Below are 19,047 nucleotides of genomic sequence, written 5' to 3' on the forward strand. Positions count from 1 at the left end.
TCTTTATAAAATCTATTAGAGACCCTTAATATCCTTAATTTGTGTAAAAAAATTTATTTTTCTTTTTTTGTCTACTTACTCTGCTCCGCAATGCTCTGAATGGTCCGTCCAGCCAATTCTTTCTTCATGTTGCCTTCCGCCTCGATCATCACGCGCTCAATTAAACAATCGCTTTCTTCATGGTCAAACGCACAGTTGAAAAGCACCGACTGACCCTCCACCGCTTCAATAACATCCAGAAACGAAATGTCCTGCGCACGGCGTGAAATACTGTAGCCGCCTTTTGCACCTGGCACTGATTCAATTAATCCAGCCTTCACAAGCTTCGTCAAAATCTTCGATAAGTACGTCGGAGACAAATCCTGCATACACGCCAGCTGATCCACGCTTACCGTCTGACCTTTTGGTTCCATCGTTAAATGCACCATTGTATGTAGTGCATAATTGGTTGCCTTTGAATACTTCATTGATGCACCTCATAATTAAAACTATTACAGACTTTTAATATCTGTAATTGATTGTAACTCAAGCTGCAAAAAACCGCAAACTTTTTCATCTCACCTAAAAATGACCCTACTGCTAAAATTTTTTCTTGTAATAATCTGAACTTACATTTTTTAAACAACAGTACGCTCATATTATGTATTCCTTTTTGAACGGGTATATCCACACAAGAAAATAATCAAAAAAGTATGAGCCCTGTTCATACAGAACTCATACCTTGCCAATGTCTAACTTTTGGGTGGAACACGGTTTTCACAACCGCTATATTACAATTTCAAAAATCATCAGGATTTGGTTTTTCCGTTCAAAATCCAACCCTGTTTATTCACCAAGCTTCTTCCGGATATCCGCTGCTACATTCTTTAGCGCCTTTTTCGATCCCCGCTCTAAGTCATGGTTCAATTTCCTTTCTTTGTAGCTGACAAATAAAGAATCGAGATCATAGCCTTCAGGATATAAATCGACGGCCTTTATTTCAAGCTCGAGCTTATTGGCATGAACTTCCTTGAAGGTATCTTCGAAAAGTACGACGACATTATTGAAGGAGTCCTTTTTCTTATAAACGATCGCGTATCCATTCAGTTCGCTTACCTTCACTTTGTCGCCGACTTCATATTCATAAGATGATTCTTTAGGAACGGCCGCTGGCTTCGCTTTTTTGATTTTACTTTCCTGGACACGCTCCAAGTCGTAGTCTTTATTTTCGATATAGAGCTTTGCCTTTTGCAGAACCTTTTCACGGACATTCATTTTTTTGGCTATCCAAAGGGCATTGCTTTCCCCGGATTGACCAATCAACAGCTTGTATTTTGGCTCAAGTGTTTCACTGTTGAATTGCATGGCCGCATTCATGAAATCACCGTGTATTTCCGAATAGCGCTTGATTTCACCATAATGGGTCGTCGCAACGGTTATGCACCCCCTTTGATAAAATTCCTCAAGGATGCTAATCGCTAATGCGGCTCCTTCATTCGGTTCCGTTCCGCTCCCGATTTCATCGAACAGCAGCAAGGAGTTATTGGTTATTGCCCCCATGATTTCCGAGATGTTTTTCATATGCGATGAAAACGTGCTTAGTGCATTTTCCATGCTTTGATTATCACCGATATCGACGAATACCTGGTCAAAGACGGCAAGCTCCGTCCCCTCTTTCCCGGCAACATGCAGTCCTGACATGACAGCCAATGTAAGGATGCCGATCGTTTTCAGGACGACAGTTTTACCCCCGGCATTAGGGCCTGTAATAATCAAGCTGCGATAGTCCTTACCGATTTCAAAATCCAAAGGTACGCTGTCTTGCGGCAATAGTGGATGTTTACAGCCCGTTAATTTAATATACCCGTGATCATTGATTTTCGGTTCGATGGCATCCATGCTTTTACTGAACTTAGCCTTTGCGAAGATCATGTCATATTGACTGATCAGCTCGATGTTTATCTTAATCGGTTTCAGCTGTTCGAAAACCGTTCCGGATAATGTGGCCAAAAGTTGATACTCTTCCATCGATTCTTCCGCTTTTAAGCTTGCCAATTCTACATTCAATTTCGTAACAGAGGCAGGTTCGATGAACACGGTAGCCCCTTTTGCGGATACTTCCACGATCGTTCCGGCCACTTGATTTTTATAGGAGGCTTTGATCGGGATGGTGTAGCGATCATCCTTTTTACTGATGAAAAATTCCTGAATGAACTCTTTATTGGCTCCGCTCTTCAAGAACTTATTCAGCCGTTCCTCAATTTTACCTTCTGTCTTGATGATTTGGTTCCTGATCCGTTTCAGGTCCTTGCTTGCTTCGGAAACGACAGCATTTCCCTTTATGGTGAATTGGATTTCTTCTTCAATGCTCCTGAATTCAGTCATGGAGCGGGCGTAGGAATGCAGTGTCGGTGCAAAGAACTCTTTATCGGTCATGAATTTCTTGATATTCCTGCAGCCTCTTAAGAAGTCTGCTATCGCCACTAACTCTGACGGCTCCAAAATCATTCCTTTTTCCAGTTTGTCGATATGGAGGCCAATATGTGAAATGCCCTTTAAGGGAATATGGCTTTCCGCATTCAGTAAGTTCCTTGCCTCCGTGGTCTCGTTCAAACGATTTTTAACGACCTTCAAGGTGCTGCTCGGCTTAAGCTGATCCAATAACGCTTTTCCTAAACCGCTTACGCAATGGTTTTTGACCATTTCCTTGAGTTGGATATATTGTAATTTTTCATAAGTCATTGTATTCATCTAATGATCCTCCTTGAATGAGTGAGTGATTAAAATTCCAGAATCCAAAAAATGCCCGCAATGGTCCCCCCTACCTTTACAAATGAACAAGCCATTTGAGTAGAAAGCTCCTGCGGGCATCGGCCTTATCCATGGATAAGTACCTAAAATCGATAACAAATTGGGCAGCTCGAATAGACCTGCGTACACAAAAAAGCATGATAGGACAAATCCCACCATGCTTTTCGCCGTAACACCTGCATGTTACACGATTTATGGAAAAGGAAGCAGTCTTAAGGTAGGTATTCACAATGCAGAATTGCACTGTGAAAAAAGGCATACGTAATCCACTGACATATCAGTGATTAAATACCTTATTCAACTAAATTAGTTGATACCTACTCCCGACATAAAACACCACACCTTTTCTTAGATTGGAATTAACATACCATATCAGTAAGAAAGAGTCAATTCATTTTTTGTCATTTTCCAAAGTTTTATTAAAAGATTCAAGAAAAAAATGCAGCCAAGCCCATAGTACTCCCCATTTCATTGTCTGAATATTTACTTTAAAATCGGGGTATGTTATCCTTATATTGACATAAACTAAAAACAGCCTCATGCGCTAACATGAGGCTGACAACTAGCAAGAGTGGTTGGTCACAACTAACTTAATTAATCGTCAGAAGAAGAACCATTGCCATCTTGGGAGGATGAGTGGTTCTTTTTCCGTTTCTTGGCGAACATAGACAGGATAAGACTGGTTGCTACAGCAACAAATATCTCTTTACCCATATCTGTAATCAAGTTCAATAAGAAATGAATCAAGCGGTCACCTCCTTTCCAATCTATCATTAGATGGAAAAGCAAAGCGTGACCTACCACTCTATCCTCAGTTGTTACTCTATTTTATCATATATTTACCTTAATGGTAATTATATGAAAATAAACGCCAGGTAAGTCATTAAGAAAAGGGGATTATCCAATGGATAATCCCCTTTTCGGTTTAAGCTTCATCACTCATTATGAGAGGGACTGTTTTCCCTTCGTTCACGTTGATCAATCCATGGTCGGTTATTTTCAGAGCCGGGCTGACAGGAAGCGATAAGGTGCTTAATGACATGATGACATTATAATGTTCGTAGCCTAACGATTTAAGTGCATCTGTCAGGTGCTGAACTTGCTTTGATACGATGTCCATCGGCTCTTCGGAAAGAATCCCTCCTACCGGCAGAGGAATCATCGATAGGACCTTGCCATCGTGTACGCAGCAGACACCGCCTTGCTTCCTTATTACTTCGTTAGCGGCAATCATCATATCCTGCTTGTTATGGCCAATCACCAGAAGGTTATGGTTATCATGCGAATAGGTGGTGGCAACCGCTCCACGCTTCAATACATCGCCGGTGATCAATCCGTGTGCCCGATTACCGTTTTTCCCGTATCGTTCGAATGTGGCGATTAAACCATAAGGGCTTTCTTCCCAGCATAATTGACCATTCTTCCCTTCGATACGATCATGGGTTTCAGATGTGAAAGTAGAACCGTTCTGCACGTTTATTATCCGGCACTTGCTGCTTTCAAGCCTATCCGGGATCGTGATGTTAAAATCGTTTTCGGTAAGTTCCGCAAGCTTCACACTTTGATAGAAATGCTCAGGAAATTGTTTTCCCTTCACTTCTTGGACATATGGACGTGAAGATTCATAAACTAGTTCACCTTTTTTGTATACTTGTTCAATTTCAAATGTTTCCAAATCCGATAACAGCAGGAAATCTGCTGTTTTTCCAGGTGCAATGGCGCCGCGGTCATACATCCGCATCCGCTGTGCAGGTGTATAGGTGCATGCATAAATGGCTTTTTCCGGAGTCATCCCCATTTGAACGGCTTTCTTTAAAAGGACGTTCAGATGTCCTCTGTTTTGGAAAGAGTCGGTCATGACATCATCGGTGACAAAGCAGAAATGTTCATCCACCTGATTTTCCTTCAAGTAATCTATTACTTCTTCAGTCATTGATTTCTCTTGAATCTCAATGAACATCCCGGCAGCGATCCTCGCATCCATCCCTTCCACGGTCTGGTGTGTATGATCTGAATTCACTCCGGCATTAATAATCTTTTGCAAGTCCAAGTCGAGCAGCTTTGGAACGTGCCCCTCTATGATCAAATCTGGATAACGGGAACGGATATGGGACAAGATCTTATTCGTTTTGCAATCCGGGTCGGTTATGACCTCATAGTAATTCATGATCTCGCCGAGACATATAATGTCCTCCGTTTGCATCAATTCGTCAATATCATCTATTTCGATCGAACCACCTGTTGTTTCCATCGATGTGGCTGGAACGGAACTCGGGATGGCATAAAACATATCCGCTACGCAATCTTGACTTGCTTTGATCATTTCCTTCACACCGGAAATCCCGAAAACATTGGCCATTTCATGCGGTTCCGGTACGATCGTCGTCACGCCGTTCTTGATTAACCCGTAGGAAAAAGTCGCAGGCGTCACCATCGTACTTTCAATGTGGAGATGGATATCGATCAGACCTGGAACCATATACTTCCCCTGTCCATCGACAATTCGATCCGGCTCGAAGGCATCCAATTCACGTTCTCCAATATAATAGAACTTTCCATCCTTGATGGCTGCATTCCCTTTAATGAATCTTTTAAAATAGCTGTTAAACACGTTGATATCCCTTACAAGCATATCCATTCGCATAACTTACCCTCCTAAGCTAGTCAACAAGCACCATCTGGTTTCTCGGAATTTCAAGGATGATTTCCTGACCCGTCCGATAGGATTCCGCCATTTCCTTGTTCACAGTGAAATCCCCTATTGGAGTTTCAACGACATATTGATAGCTTCTTCCAAGATACGTACTTACCTTGACTCGGCCAGATAAACTATTTTCCTGAACAGCTCCCGTGTTATCTTTTTCCCTGATCAACAGATCGTCCGGCCTGATGGCGCCTATTTTTCCCGTTGAATTGCTCATCTGCGGATCCTTTTGCAGCACAAATGAGTATCCAGATTTGTTCAGTTCGATTTTACCGTCATGATCTGTCCGCTTATCGAAGTCAATGAAGTTCTTGAAGCCGATGAAGTCCGCGACAAATTTGGTTTCAGGATATTTGTAAATGGTCGCAGGGTCACTAAGCTGTTCGATGATCCCTTTGTTCATGATCGCCACCTGGTCGGATATCGAAAAGCATTCTTCCTGGTCATGGGAAACATATACCGTTGTAATCCCCAGCTCTTGTTGGATACGGCGAATCTCGACTCTCATATTCACCCTTAAGTTGGCATCAAGATTACTCAATGGCTCGTCAAATAAGAGGATGTCCGGTTCAATCACCAGCGCCCTGGCAATCGCTACCCGCTGCTTTTGCCCTCCGGAAAGTTCTTGGGGATATCGTTTTTCAAAACCTTTCAAATTAACGATCTCGAGCACATTCATTACTTTTTTTTCGATTTCACTTTTAGCATTCTTTCTCAGACGGAGACCGAATGCAATATTATCGAATATCGACAAATGCGGAAATAATGCATAGTTTTGGAACACAAAGCCAAAGTTCCGCTTGTTGACGGGCACTTTCGTATAGTCCTTTTCCTTGAATAAAAACTTCCCTTCGTTCGCCTGTAAAAACCCGGCAATTAAACGCAGGGTCGTCGTTTTCCCACAGCCGCTCGGGCCAAGTAGGGATAAAAGTTTCCCTTTTTCAATCTCGAGATTGAAATCTTTTAATATATTCTGTTTGTTATATGCTACAGATATATCTTGTAAAGTGAATAAAGCCATCCATCATTACCTCCTTTATCGTTTTGTGAAATAAGACAATCCCATGAGCCGTTCTACTATAAACATGAAGAAAGCCGTTAAGAACATGAGCAATACGGAAATGGCCGAAATGGTAGGGTCGAAGTAGTTCTCCACATACGTCAGCATCTGAATCGGAAACGTACTTACCCCAGGGCCTGTCATATAAACTGAAATGTCGACATTATTGAAGGATTCCAAGAAGGCGATCATGACTGCCGCCAGAATTCCTGATTTTATGTTCGGGAGGACGACTGTAAAGAATGTGCCCAATTTACTGGCTCCGAGACTCTCCGCCGCTTCTTCAATGGAAAAGTCAAAGTTTGATAAGCTTGAAGAAATCACACGGATGATGAACGGAAGCATGATAACAGTATGTCCCACAAACAGGGCCGCATAAATCGGCAGCTGATAAGTCCCCACAATATAACGTAAAAACGCAAAGCCCAGCACAATTCCCGGTATTAATATTGGAGAAACGAAAAAGGCATTAATCACGCTTTTCCCTTTGAAATCAAACCGGCTTAATGCATAGGCAGCCGGCACTCCCAATAACAGTGCCAAAAGGTTGCCTCCGAGTGAAACAAGGATGGACGTTTTAAAAGCAACCAAAAACATTTCCACGTTAAAAATATTTTCGTACCATCTTAAAGAAAACTCTTCTGGCGGGAACTTCAAAATATTTCCGCCTTCAAATGACGTAACGGATATGATAAGCAAAGGCCCTAGTAAAAAAATGAACACCAGGAGAGTAAACAGGGCCAATCCTCGATTTTTTTCCTGCATACACCTCTACCCCTTTGGATTTAATTTTTTTGCCAAACCATTCATGATCGATATGATCAGGACTGTCACTGCAATCATTATCGTAGCGACAATCGATGCCACTTGCCACTCGTTCAATGTAATTGCGTTTTGATAAAGAAATGTCGAAATGACCCGCTGTTTCCCGCCTAATAAAGCAGGCGTTGTATAGGCCGTGAAGCTCCCTACAAAAACAAGGATGCTGCCAATGACCAAGCCTGGAACCGAAAGCGGAATGATCACTTTTGAGAATACTGCCAATCTTGATGCTCCAAGGCTCTCCGCCGCTTTTAATAAGTCCGTCTCGATGTTCTCCATCACACCCACCAGCGTCACGATGATCAATGGCAGGAATAAATGGACCAATCCGATGATGATGGCAGTAGGCGTGTACAAAATATCAAGCGGCTTTTCAATCAAGCCCATGCCCATAAGCAATTTATTCACCACACCGTTTTTACCGATGATCACCATCCAGCTGAATGAACGAACCACAGGGCTTGTTAATAGCGGGAAGATCGTCAGCAAAAGCATGATGGCTTTTTTTCGTTGTTTCAGTTTTGAAATATAATAAGCTGCTGGAAATCCTAATAGAATGCAAATGATTGTCGTGAACAGACTCACCCTAAGTGTCGTCAGCAGTATTTCAATAAAGTATCGATCTTGGAAAAAATCGAGATATCCTTGTATGGAAAAACCGCCGCTTTCATTTATAAATGTCGTGCCAATCGTCATTAGGATCGGAATGATCATGAAAATCGTTAAAAATAGAACGCCTGGTAACAGCAGCAGGTATAGATAGCGTTTTTTCACCTCGGAACCCCCTGTTCGTATTATTTATGAATTGATTATGCGAATGAACAGGTCGAAAAACGCTTTCGCATCGACTTCCAGACAAACAAGCGCATTAGGCTGCTTCATCAGCCTATTTTGAAAGTCGCAAACCATCTGTCCGTCACAAAGCTCGCTTTTTGTTTCAACATCCACATAATATTCTTCTCTGGTGACAAGATCTTCTTGCAAAGCAATGGCTACAGCTAATGGATCATGCATCGCACATGCCCATATGCCATTACGTTCAAAATACCTTTTCCGATAATCTGATGTACTTTGCCTTATATAGTCAGCAAGTTCCTGGTTTTGAATCAATTGGATATGCTCTTCACCCAACAGAACCTTTCTCGTGACATCAAGACCAACTTGCGTGATGGATGCGAATCCCGCCTGTAATACGATTTTGGCTGCTTCAGGATCGACATACGTGTTATATTCAGAGGTTGGCGTGACATTGCCAACCCCTTTGACAACTCCGCCCATGAAAATGACTTCTTTAACGAGCTTGGTAATTTGCGGACACTTTTTCACCGCCAATGCCAAATTCGTAAGAGGTCCCGTCATGACAAGCGTCACTTCACCTGGAAAATTCAAAATGGAATTGATGATGAAATCAGAAGCAAATCCATCATCAGGCTGCTTTTTGACCGGCACATCCTTCAAGGCTCCTCCAATCCCGTCTTCGCCATGGATCCGGTGTTCGAAAAAGGGCCTCCTGATAATTGGGCTATCTGCCCCCTTTATGACTGAAATGTCCTGTTCACTCAATAAATCCAATATTTTGCATGTATTCAATGTGGCCGTATCAAGTGATACATTCCCGTTCACTGTTGTTACCGCCAATATGTCGAATTGACGGCTTTTAACAGCAAGAATGATCCCGATCGCATCATCTATTCCAGTATCCACATCAAGAATCATTTTTTTCTTCATCAAGCACACCTCATTTCTTTCCTTAGTGTGTAAGCTCACGATTCCAACGATCGATCCATTGTTTCGAGTTTTCATTAACAAATTTCATGTCCAATACACGCAGGCTGTTAATGACTTCATCTCCATAGGTTAAGCCTTTCGCTTCCGTTTTAGAGAGCTTGACTTCCGTATTGACTGGAGAATCCACTTTCGCTTTTGCTGATTTTTCCTGAACTTCCTTGCTTAAGATGTAATTCATGAATTCGCCGGCCAATTCTTTTTGATCGCTGGCTTTAACAATATTCACCGTATTCATCACTGCGTAGCCGCCTTCTTCTGGAGAAATGAACTTAGCATTAGGAACGGCTTCCTGTAATTCGCCAAAATACATTTCCATGATCGGGCCTGCAGCGATTTCCCCTTGCGAGAACATGTTGACGAACTCTGATGTTTGCCCATATTCCTTAACAGCATTCGGCATGATCTTTTTCATTTGATCGAAAGCTTTATCTTCATTGAACTCTTTACTTCCGCTAACTTTTGAAGCGGCATCCAAAAACATCGGTCCAGTTGTTGAAGTGATGGATGGGATCGTGATCTTCCCTGCCAAATCCTTGCTCCAAAGATCTTTCCAAGAGGTGATCGGTTTACTCAATTCATCGGGATTATAGGCAATGCCAAATTGTGCAATGGTATAGGCTGGTCCGAAGTCCTCGCCATTTGGTGCTTTTGCTTTGTCGTATATATTATCAATATTCGGAATTTTGCTGTAGTCAACTTTCTCAAATAACCCTTCATCGATGCCCTGCTGTGCATAGTAGTCGGATAAATAAATAACATCCACATCGCTATTCGCTTGGCGTACTTTGTTCAATCGATCTGCATTATTTCCTGAATCAACAACAATCTCTACATTATGCTTCTTTTCAAATGGCTCATAGACTTCAGGACGGAAGAAATCATCGGCGAATCCCCAAGTGGAAACGACTAATTTGGCTGGTTTTTCCTTTCCATTGTCCTTTGAAGAGCATGCAGCTAAAACTAATGTGAAAAGCGATAACATTATCAATATTTTTTTCATCATCCAAACCTCCAAGTTTATATTGTTTAAAATTTCCTTTTTACTGATATAAATGTAAAAAAAGACAATCTTAAATAGAATTGAAATTCTACCCAAGATTGTCTTTTCTTTGTAAACAAAGATAAAACTTATCATTTGGTTCTCTAGCGGCGTTCCCTCCAGATAAATCCGAAGGGAAATCCATTTATATGGTTATATATTTTTTTCCTTCAATACAATATTGGTGAATGCCAGCTGCGTCGCTGAGTCATAATCCCTCAGGACAGCTTCAATATCCCAATTCGTTTGCGTTTCCAGCTTTTGTTTCAGTTTCTTTTTATAAAGCAGGGACATATGAAAGTCAACCTCCTGCTTCAGGCTGGGAACTTCCCCTTCTAAAGCTTCAGAGCGCGGGGCACGTCGATGTTTGGCTTGAAATGTAATCACATTCTGCTCAACAGTAACCTTCAGCAGCGTCGTACCAAAGCCGAACAATTCCTTCGATACCTCATTATACATATGAGAAAGCAATTTCTTCGTTTCGTTAGAGTTTATCGCTAAGATGACTATCACCTGCCAAACTATCGTTTGAGGTAATTATATATACTTTTTCTTAAATGCACAAGATAATATTCGGATTTCGCACAAAAAAAATGTTTTTTTTTATTAAATTGCACATTTACTCACCAATACACGAATTATAAAAATAAGCAATAAAGATTTCAATATATTCATATAACTTTTTATCCAATCCAGCACCTTCTATTAATGAAAACTTTTTCAGAGAAATAAGCACAAGATTGAAAACAGTTGATATAACCTTGCACCGCATTGAAAACGCTATCATATGGATTTAATATAGCTAGTATAGAGCAATAAAAAATAAAGAGTATCAAAAGCTCGTTAAATGAGGGAGGAATCATTATGAAGAAAGCTTTTGAGAAAGCGCAGCAGTTCGGTAAATCTTTTATGCTCCCGATTGCCGTTTTGCCAGCGGCCGGTTTATTGCTGGGAATTGGCGGTGCTCTTTCCAATCCAAATACAGTTGAAGCCTATCCATTTTTAGACTTTGCTTGGTTGCATGCCATTTTCACGATCATGAGTTCTGCAGGAAGCATCGTATTCGGCAACTTGCCGGTTATTTTTGCCGTAGGTGTTGCAGTAGGATTGGCACGGTCGGATAAAGGGACCGCTGCATTGGCAGCCATGATCGGCTATTTTGTCATGAACAGTTCAATAAATGCACTGCTTCAAATAAACGGGGAACTTGCCAAAGAGAATTTGGCAGGTGCCGGACAAGGAATGGCTGTCGGGATCCAGACACTGGAGACCGGTGTGTTTGGCGGTATCGTAGTAGGTATCGTTGCCGCACTTTTGCACAATAAATATAATAAAATTCAGCTTCCGCAAGTGTTAGGATTTTTCGGGGGTTCACGTTTCATTCCCATCATCGTTTCCTTCGCGTCCATCTTGGTTGGAGCCGTGCTTTTTATCGTATGGCCTTATTTCCAACTTTTCATAAACCAATTAGGTGCGCTGGTAACGAGCACAGGTACGATCGGGACTTTCTTTTACGGATTCATATTACGGATGCTCGGGCCGTTAGGGCTGCACCATATTTTCTACCTTCCCTTCTGGCAAACAGCTTTAGGCGGAACGATGGAGATTAAAGGGCAGATTGTCAGCGGGACCCAGAATATCTTCTTTGCGCAATTGGCCGACCCAACTACCGTCAAATATTATGAGGGTGTTTCCCGGTTCATGTCGGGACGGTTCATCACGATGATGTTTGGTCTGCCTGGCGCGGCATTGGCCATTTACCATTGCGCTAAACCTAAAAATAAGAAAGTCGTGGCCGGTTTGCTGCTTTCAGCTGCCTTGACTTCTTTCTTAACAGGCATCACCGAACCGCTTGAATTCAGTTTCTTATTTGTCGCACCGATCCTTTATGTTTTTCATGCCTTGTTTGACGGACTTGCCTTCATGATGGCAGATATATTCAATATAACGATCGGTCAAACCTTCTCTGGAGGATTTATTGATTTTACTTTATTCGGGATACTCCAAGGTATCAGTAAAACAAACTGGGTTTATGTACTTTTCGTCGGCATTCCGTGGTTTTTCCTATACTACTTCACGTTTAAATTTTTGATCAGGAAGAAGAATTTGAAAGTGGTTGGCCGTGAAGATGATGAACAGGCCGCTGTTACACAAGTAACGGCATCAGAGAGAACCCAGACCATCGTTAACGGATTGGGCGGACAGGAAAATATCGAGATCGTCGATTGCTGTGCAACCCGTCTCCGTGTCACGGTAAAGGACGAATCATTGGTGAAAGAAGACGTCATTAAACAAACCGGTTCAAAAGGTGTCGTGAAAAAAGGGAACGGCATTCAAATAGTTTACGGTCCCCAAGTGACGATCATCAAAAATGAAGTGGAAGAATACTTGGGTCATTGAGAATATAGACAACGATAAGGACGTGTTAAACATGCAACAGGTGCTGGATAAAATTCACAAAGGCTTAATTGTATCATGTCAAGCATTGGAGAATGAGCCGCTGCACAGCTCTTTTATTATGGGACGCATGGCCATTGCTGCCAAAGAAGGCGGTGCGAAGTGCATTCGCGCAAACTCTGTAGCTGACATAATGGAAATCAAGAAAAATGTGGACCTTCCAGTCATAGGGATCATTAAACAGGTGTATGGACAAAACGATGTCTATATCACTCCCACCATGGCCGAAATTGATGCATTGATGGAAACCAAAGCCGAAATCATTGCGACGGATGCTACAGCCCGGGTAAGGCCGGACGGCAAAACGCTAAAGCAGTTTTATGGTGAAATAAGAGCAAAATATCCGGATGTTTTACTGATGGCGGATGTATCCACCATTGAGGAAGCCATATACGCTGACGATTTAGGATTCGATATTGTAGCGCCCACTTTATACGGCTATACGAACGAAACTCTCGGCGAGAAAATATATCAGGATGACTATGCTTTGCTCAAAGAGATTGTAAAAGCAGTGAACAAAGCGAAAGTGATCGCGGAAGGAAATGTCATCACACCAGAAATCGCCCGCTCTGTTTTGGATATGAACGTCCATGCAGTAGTGGTGGGCGGTGCCATTACCAGGCCGCAACAAATCACCAAAAGATTCGTGGACGCTATCCAAGAATAGAAAATGGCACATGGTAATGAAAAGACCCAGACTGGCAACAGTTTGGGTCTTTTCTTTTTCATATTCCTGTTTCCGTTCCTCCGGTTATTGACGTCCCTACTGGATACATTAAACTATAAATACAGATAAGAAATCCGAAATGGGTGATCAAATGGAATACCTAGCAGAAAACCTCATATATGGCATAGAATGCAGCATGGACAAGTTCACCAAAACAGAGGAAGAATTGGCCCATTATATTCTGCAGCGCCCTGAAGAAGTAAGTCAGTTAACGATCAGTCAAATAGCTAAAAAGCTCCATATTTCACCTGCAACCATTACGCGCTTCTGCCAGAAATTAGCCTTTTCTGGGTTTAATGAGTTCAGGCATGAGTTAAAAAGGTTTGTCGATCTCCGAAATACGCCGAAAAACATGAAGAACATCAAGCAGGTGGATTATTTCGCTAAACTGTATCAAGATCACTTAGGTATCATTGATAATACCTTTCATATAACGACATATGACAATATCCAAAAAGCTGTCTCTTTCCTTACAAAGGCAAATAAGATTCATGTATATGGAATAGGGAGTTCCGGTATAGCGGCCCAGGAGTTCAAGTCCAAGTTCTTTCGTATCGGCTTAACTGTCGAAGCCATTACAGACCCCCATCAGTCCATGATGGATGCAGCTTTAAGTAACGAGAATAGTGTCGTCATCGGCATTTCCATTTCCGGAACGACGAAAGAAGTGATTTCTGCAGTTAAAATCGCAAAGAAGCAAGGCGCATGCATCTTGGTCTTTACTGGAGATAAGAATTCCGAGCTCTCCCAGCTTGGCGATCTAACACTATTGGTCACAAGCAAAAACAGCATGCATATGGGACAAAACATTTCTCCATTGCTTCCGCTCCTATTGCTTTTTGATTTATTATATACAGAGTTGGTAGCTAAAGATTATAAAAACCGGATAAGCATCAGGGAAAAGACTTTAAAGGTATTAACCGAGACCGACTGACTTTTGGCACTGAAAGTTATCAGTTTGCTTGTTTAGCTGAACCTGAGCGATAGTCCTTTTCGTTATTCTTCATAAAAAAACTGCATCTCCAATTGGTTAGATGTTTACTAACAATTGGAGTGCAGTTCACTTTAATTTTTTATGTTCCTATTAAGCTAAATTCCTTATTACTGGCATGGAACGTTCTTGGAGGCTCTCGGAAAGAAGACTATACGCAACTACTTTCTTCTTGTACTGTTTGACTACATCCACGTGGTCGTTGTAAATGTACACAAATAATCTAACATCGTTTTTTCCTCTTTTAACATCAATTATTATTGGAGTCCCGCTGTTCTCTGGATGTAAAAACAATTGCTCGTTCCCGGGAAATATATGATTTTTTTTCAAAAACTTAGCTTCGTTAAAATAATTAATCACTTGAATTTTGTTTTCACCTTCCAAACGTTTTCCATCAAAGGTTACGATTGCATTCGAGTCACTAATTTCTGAATGTATTTTAAATTTACTCAAAATCCAATTCACTGCATCGGTTGGAAGACAGGTAACTAATAATTTAAGCAAACTTAAGATAATTGTCAAAATCAATACAGGCAATGTCATATTTGATCATCTCCGCTACATTATTATTTTAAGAGGCGGTCAGTTTTTCTTTGAAGTGACCGTTCTATTAACGTTTCATTTTTTTTAAGGTATCTATCAGATTTTTTTCGTTCATATTTTCGTCACATTTGTGAACAAATTCACATTTTTTCACAAATAGAGTATCTTGTAAATCACTCGTATCTTAGGCTGATTTTATTACGAAGTAGATGATACCCACAGTTAATACTAGCGCAAGACCAATATATATATAACTAAGGTTCAACAAATTCCCTCTCGTTGCTGCAGAATAATCACTATCACTCTTCCCCGTTAATGAAAGGGTGCCAACCAGAGCAACTAAACTAATGGCTACTACTAATATTACACTTATCGTCATGATTCAACGCCTCCAAATATTATTATCTATTTCCTTGAACCATTTCAAATTATTCCGATTCCCATCGTAGATCGCGCTTCATGTTTATTGAGTAAATATATTAGAAAAAGCCTACTTCTCTATAATAAAAGAACAACCAATTTTAGGACCATCCAATCAAGTGAAATTTCCACCATCCACTTGTTGAATTCTTTCGTTAATATATATAGAAAAGTGCAAAGCTCCACTGAAGAAATGGCTAAAATACCACTTATTGCAGGAACTCAGACCTAAATTGCTTCCACAAAAAAGACAGAAAAAGAATCATGATTTCGTCACTATCTAAAGCTTATAAATAGTGATTGGAACGGGTGTGCGAGACTCCTGCGGGAAAAGCGCGTCTACGGAAGACCCCGCAGGCGTAAGCCGAGGAGGCTCCCGGACCGCCCGCGGAAAGCGAGTGCCTGGAGTGGAAATCAACATCTAAATTGCACAAATTTTCATCAAGTTTGTCTACAGTCTGGAATATCATGACTCTCTCTCGTAAATATCAAATCATATGATTATAAACTTTTTAAAGCCTCTGCAAACCTTTTGATGCCCTCGTGAATGGAATCCTCATTTTCCCTTGCAAAAGTAAAGCGTACGTATCCCTCATCTGTACCTAGTGTTGAACCCGGAACATATATGACTCCTCTTTTGATGGATTCCTCCAGTAGCTTTAATTCGTTCAATGGCACTTTCAGTTTACACCACAAATGAATTCCACCATTTGGCGAATAATAATCAACTTTTTTTTGCAGGAATTGTTGAAGGCTCGAAACCATTGCATCCCTTCTTTTTTCCAGTTTCCCCCTTAAGCAGGCAAGATGGGCAGGAAAATACTCTGAATCCAAAAAATCGTTTGCTATCCATTGAGTGAAGGAGCCATGACCGAAGTCAACCTGCTGCTTAGCATCAGATAGTCTCTCTATAACTGGTTTCGGTCCTATAATCCACCCAATTCTTAAACCGGAAGCAACAATTTTTGACAAAGAGCTTATATATAAAACATTTCCGTTGTTGTCCATCGATTTAAGAGTGGAAATTTCTTCACCCGCAAAGGAAGTTAAACTATAAGGATCGTCTTCTATGACCGGTATTCCATATTCGGATGAAAGTTCAAGAATCCTTTTACGACGGTTGATATGAAGGACAGTTCCAGTAGGATTTTGAAATACAGGGTTCAAAAAAATCATCCTGATCCGATGTTTTTTATGGAGTTCCAGTAAATCCTCTGGGTTGATGCCATCTTTATCAACTGGTAAAGGAAAAATTCTTAGGCCAGCGGATTGAAAGATGGGAAGGTTGTAACTATATGAAGGATCTTCCAATACGACGGCATCTCCTGTCTTTAACAAGCATTGGACCACCAGATGGATGGCTTGCTGTGCACCAGAAGTTATGAGTATAGAAGATGGATGCGTGTCAATTCTCCTATACTGTTTAACATGATTGGTTATCGTTTCCCTTAAAACCGCATTGCCTTGAGGGTGATCATAACCTAAGCTACCAATAAAGGACCTATTAGAAATGATTTCACGTAAGGATTGGACTGGAAATAAGTCTTCTGAAAGCTCCCCACTAGCTAAGTTAATAAGGTTATGCCCTTCCGTCTCTTTACGTATTCTTTGGGTTACTGGCATATTGGGCAAAAAAGAACCCGCTTCGATATATCTATTCCAACTGGGTATACGTTTTTGGGTAATTCCCCAGATATCCTTGCTGATCATCGTTCCGCTTCCTTTTTTTCGTTCAACCAGCCCATTTGCTTCCAATTCATCATATGCCGCAACAACTGTGCTTCTGTTAACTCCCAGCTCACTTGCCAAGAAGCGTTCAGACGGTAGCGGCTTATCCAATAAAAATGTTCCATCAGCAATGCCACTCTCGATGTAAGCTGCTATTTGTTTATATAAAGGCTTCTTGGATTTTCTGTCAGTTTTCCATTCCATAAGCTACATCCTTTAAAATGTTTAGTTACAAGCGTACTAAATTATTAACTTTATATACTTATTCATTCCCATAAGTAGTAAAATCTTTTATTCAGTATAATCTTAAGCTGTATTTATTGCACTCTTAGGATAGAGGCTGTACTACAAAATAAAAACGAAAGCCTCCATTTCTTAAATGAAATGGAGGCTATTTTTATCTTTTTCAACTATGCAGGCTCCCCTTCAGCCAAGGGCGATCTTGATAGTGTCCGATCGGGATTTGGATCAGGCTCGTTTTCCGTTGCGGACCGCCTATTTTGTAAAGCTCATCACACATATTCACATCAAAGCCGAGCAGCGGGTGTCCGTTCATTCCAAGGGCTGACGACGCCAGCAGTAATTTCTGAACGAGCATCCCCGCCTCCATTTGCTGGATGCGGTATCCTCTATATCCAAGTTGCTTTTTGGAATGATCCCGCTCACCAACTACATGTATGCAGATCGGCACTTGCTGAAAATTCATGATATCGAGGGACATTCCGTATTGCAATTGGAGCCGAAGATCTCCTGATTGTATCTGTCGTAATGAATGTGTCCTGCTGTCATAATGGTATGCACCGTCTTGAATGTCTTCCACATTATACAAACAAGCATATAAGGAAACGCGATTTTCTCTGTTCTCTTTTATTCCATCCAAGTCATTTCGATAGGAGAACGAAGCGGTTGCCTCCTGCAGGAGAGCCGCCAGTTGCCATTGACTGACTTTCCCGAGTACGAAATCCATTTCAGGTGAATATCGTTTCCGGCAAACTGATGCCAAGTCATAGGACAACCGCTTCACGATAGGAAGGGCTACAATTTTCCCTTCGGATACCGCCCCATTCTTTGGATTGATCCGCCGGAACGATTGGGTGGATTCGATCATGGATGCTTCATTCATTTTAGTTAGCATCGGAAATTCTCTGATCCTTTGCGACCGAACATAGTGTTCAGGCTGAATATCCTTCAATTCCAGCAATAATTCCGTCGAAGTGACAGGTCGGTCGTCCATACTCTTTTCTTCCCTAAATCTACAAGAAGGTTCTGCCGATAAGGGGATCGCCGCATACGTGCTCTCTTCCTCTTCCGAAAGCCCGAGCAGATGATTGATGGCCCGATCAAGGAATTGGAAGCACACCCCGGCGGCGATTCCAAACCGTTTCGCCACTTCGAGCAACTGTCCAAGTAGCACGCCTGCATCCAGACCTTGCAGACGGTATGAAAAGTTATTATATTTGTAGAAGTTTTTCCAAAACATCGTCGATACAAAAACCGTGCCAAAGGATGCGGACATATCAATGGTTTCACCAAGAGCCTTTGTTACATATGAATCAAAATTCCCTTCCCGCAGCAAAACCAACCGGTGATGTGCCGCATCATAATGGTATACGCCAGCAGGTAATCCCTCCATCTTCAAGTATACGTACAATTCGCTTGGATACAAAGCTCCCCCTGATGGCGGAAAACGCCGGAATGACTGCATGAGGTCCTCAGATTCCGAGGATCTCGGTACCTGACTGACTTGGGTCAGGCCATATGCATACCAGAGAAAATGACCGATTCCTTCGAGGTCCTGCTGTGAAGGCCCGCTGCCCCCCTCGAGCGTCAGCGGCACCTCCAGTGAGAGTGGAAAAACAGGCAAGTCACGGTAAAGCTTATACGTTAGTGGTGCATCATCCCAATCCACCTCCCAATCCGGCGGACTTGCCTTTTCGATATCAAAATGCAAATTGTGCAAAAATGCCTCTAGACTCAT

General features: G+C 41.6%; 17 protein-coding genes. 3 read left to right on the plus strand and 14 right to left on the minus strand.

Annotation, left to right across the window (positions count from 1 at the left end; translation table 11 throughout):
• Positions 1 to 71: 71 nt before the first annotated feature.
• From V3595_RS22705 to V3595_RS22750, 10 genes are all read right to left on the minus strand, one after another.
• Positions 72 to 467, minus strand: coding sequence for an Rrf2 family transcriptional regulator (locus tag V3595_RS22705; RefSeq protein ID WP_485909779.1), 396 nt, complete (start codon positions 465 to 467; stop codon positions 72 to 74).
• Between the two features lie 358 nt (positions 468 to 825).
• Positions 826 to 2,730, minus strand: coding sequence for an endonuclease MutS2 (locus tag V3595_RS22710; protein ID WP_485909781.1), 1,905 nt, complete (start codon positions 2,728 to 2,730; stop codon positions 826 to 828).
• Between the two features lie 654 nt (positions 2,731 to 3,384).
• Complete coding sequence (locus V3595_RS22715; RefSeq protein ID WP_133350511.1) at positions 3,385 to 3,564, minus strand: hypothetical protein; 180 nt, start codon at positions 3,562 to 3,564, stop codon at positions 3,385 to 3,387.
• A gap of 151 nt (positions 3,565 to 3,715) precedes the next feature.
• Entirely contained in the window at positions 3,716 to 5,434 is a 1,719-nt protein-coding gene (locus V3595_RS22720; RefSeq protein WP_485909784.1) for an adenine deaminase, read from the minus strand.
• 16 nt (positions 5,435 to 5,450) lie between these two features.
• Complete coding sequence (locus tag V3595_RS22725; RefSeq protein WP_485909786.1) at positions 5,451 to 6,515, minus strand: ABC transporter ATP-binding protein; 1,065 nt, start codon at positions 6,513 to 6,515, stop codon at positions 5,451 to 5,453.
• A gap of 15 nt (positions 6,516 to 6,530) precedes the next feature.
• Positions 6,531 to 7,319, minus strand: a complete 789-nt coding sequence (locus V3595_RS22730; protein WP_485909788.1) for an ABC transporter permease — start codon at positions 7,317 to 7,319, stop codon at positions 6,531 to 6,533.
• 6 nt (positions 7,320 to 7,325) lie between these two features.
• Complete coding sequence (locus tag V3595_RS22735; RefSeq protein WP_485909790.1) at positions 7,326 to 8,150, minus strand: ABC transporter permease; 825 nt, start codon at positions 8,148 to 8,150, stop codon at positions 7,326 to 7,328.
• A 24-nt stretch (positions 8,151 to 8,174) separates the two neighbouring features.
• Positions 8,175 to 9,104 (minus strand): nucleoside hydrolase, encoded by a 930-nt coding sequence (locus tag V3595_RS22740; RefSeq protein WP_485909792.1) that lies wholly within the window; start codon positions 9,102 to 9,104, stop codon positions 8,175 to 8,177.
• 22 nt (positions 9,105 to 9,126) lie between these two features.
• A complete protein-coding gene (locus tag V3595_RS22745; RefSeq protein WP_485909794.1) occupies positions 9,127 to 10,164 on the minus strand; it encodes an ABC transporter substrate-binding protein in 1,038 nt (345 codons plus the stop codon).
• A 192-nt stretch (positions 10,165 to 10,356) separates the two neighbouring features.
• Positions 10,357 to 10,662 (minus strand): DUF2294 domain-containing protein, encoded by a 306-nt coding sequence (locus V3595_RS22750; protein WP_207118020.1) that lies wholly within the window; start codon positions 10,660 to 10,662, stop codon positions 10,357 to 10,359.
• 405 nt (positions 10,663 to 11,067) lie between these two features.
• On the opposite strand from V3595_RS22750, the gene V3595_RS22755 reads away from it, so the two are divergent.
• From V3595_RS22755 to V3595_RS22765, 3 genes are all read left to right on the plus strand, one after another.
• Positions 11,068 to 12,603: a maltose/glucose-specific PTS transporter subunit IIC gene (locus tag V3595_RS22755; protein ID WP_485909797.1), complete on the plus strand. Its 1,536-nt coding sequence runs from the start codon at positions 11,068 to 11,070 to the stop codon at positions 12,601 to 12,603.
• A gap of 31 nt (positions 12,604 to 12,634) precedes the next feature.
• On the plus strand, positions 12,635 to 13,327 hold the full coding sequence (locus tag V3595_RS22760; protein WP_485909799.1) for an N-acetylmannosamine-6-phosphate 2-epimerase: 693 nt from the start codon (positions 12,635 to 12,637) through the stop codon (positions 13,325 to 13,327).
• Positions 13,328 to 13,478: 151 nt separating this feature from the next.
• Positions 13,479 to 14,321, plus strand: a complete 843-nt coding sequence (locus V3595_RS22765; protein ID WP_053537367.1) for a MurR/RpiR family transcriptional regulator — start codon at positions 13,479 to 13,481, stop codon at positions 14,319 to 14,321.
• A 150-nt stretch (positions 14,322 to 14,471) separates the two neighbouring features.
• Here V3595_RS22765 and V3595_RS22770 read toward each other — a convergent pair whose 3' ends face one another.
• The 4 genes from V3595_RS22770 to V3595_RS22785 all read right to left on the minus strand — a co-directional run bounded on the left by V3595_RS22770 (position 14,472) and on the right by V3595_RS22785 (position 19,047).
• A complete protein-coding gene (locus V3595_RS22770; RefSeq protein ID WP_485909801.1) occupies positions 14,472 to 14,921 on the minus strand; it encodes a YfmQ family protein in 450 nt (149 codons plus the stop codon).
• Positions 14,922 to 15,105: 184 nt separating this feature from the next.
• Positions 15,106 to 15,300 carry a hypothetical protein gene (locus V3595_RS22775; RefSeq protein WP_350301479.1) on the minus strand — a complete coding sequence of 65 codons (195 nt, stop codon included), beginning with the start codon at positions 15,298 to 15,300 and terminating at the stop codon, positions 15,106 to 15,108.
• A 542-nt stretch (positions 15,301 to 15,842) separates the two neighbouring features.
• Positions 15,843 to 17,273, minus strand: coding sequence for a MocR-like pyridoxine biosynthesis transcription factor PdxR (gene pdxR, locus V3595_RS22780; RefSeq protein WP_485909803.1), 1,431 nt, complete (start codon positions 17,271 to 17,273; stop codon positions 15,843 to 15,845).
• A gap of 202 nt (positions 17,274 to 17,475) precedes the next feature.
• Entirely contained in the window at positions 17,476 to 19,047 is a 1,572-nt protein-coding gene (locus V3595_RS22785) for a SagB family peptide dehydrogenase (RefSeq protein WP_485909805.1), read from the minus strand.

Source organism: Bacillus sp. CFBP9009 (assembly GCF_036541465.1).
Taxonomy (GTDB): Bacteria; Bacillota; Bacilli; order Bacillales; family DSM-1321; genus Peribacillus.